The organism is Aestuarium sp., assembly GCF_023253315.1.
GTDB classification, from domain to species: domain Bacteria; phylum Pseudomonadota; class Alphaproteobacteria; order Rhodobacterales; family Rhodobacteraceae; genus Marivivens; species Marivivens donghaensis.
The window spans coordinates 1-505 of sequence record NZ_JALRGW010000239.1 but is presented as its reverse complement, the minus strand read 5'-3'; the positions used below and the strand labels follow the sequence as shown (position 1 = coordinate 505).

1 protein-coding gene and 1 pseudogene are annotated in these 505 nt (G+C 63.2%); both read right to left on the bottom strand.

Annotated features, from left to right (window positions below; translation table 11 throughout):
- On the bottom strand, positions 1-158 hold a 158-nt coding region (locus tag AC1QQ2_RS15150), incomplete at its 3' end, for an ATP-binding cassette domain-containing protein (RefSeq protein WP_479713772.1).
- A gap of 10 nt (positions 159-168) precedes the next feature.
- Positions 169-505: pseudogene (locus tag AC1QQ2_RS15145) on the bottom strand (hypothetical protein); the annotation flags it as partial.

Here is a 505-nt window from a genome sequence, read left to right as displayed (position 1 = left end):
TAGGACTGGAACATCATGTTGACCGGGCGCCGGTGCGCCGGCAAAGCCGTGATGTCCTGGCCATCCAGCAGGATGTGGCCGCTATCAGGGTGTTCCAGGCCGGCGATCAGGCGCAGCAGGGTGGATTTGCCGCAACCGGACGGCCCGAGCAGCACCAGCGATTCACCTTCATCGACGCTGAGGTCGAGGCTGTCTACGGCAGGTTCGGCGCCCTAGGATTTGCTGACGCCGGCTGCCGCCCTTGATCCGGGTCCAGGTACGGCTGATCGTGCGCTGCTCGGCCTGGCTGGACGGCACCACGGTGTAAAGATTTTTCAGCGCCTCGACCGGCGGGAACACGTCCTTGTCGGCCATTGCTTCCTTCGAGACGAGCGACAGCGAGTCCGGCACTGCATTCGGATACTGCACGGCGTTGGTGATCTTGGCCATCACCTTGGGCTGCAGCACGTAGTTGATGAAGGCATGCGCGTTATCGGCATTCGGCGCATCGGCCGGGATCACCATC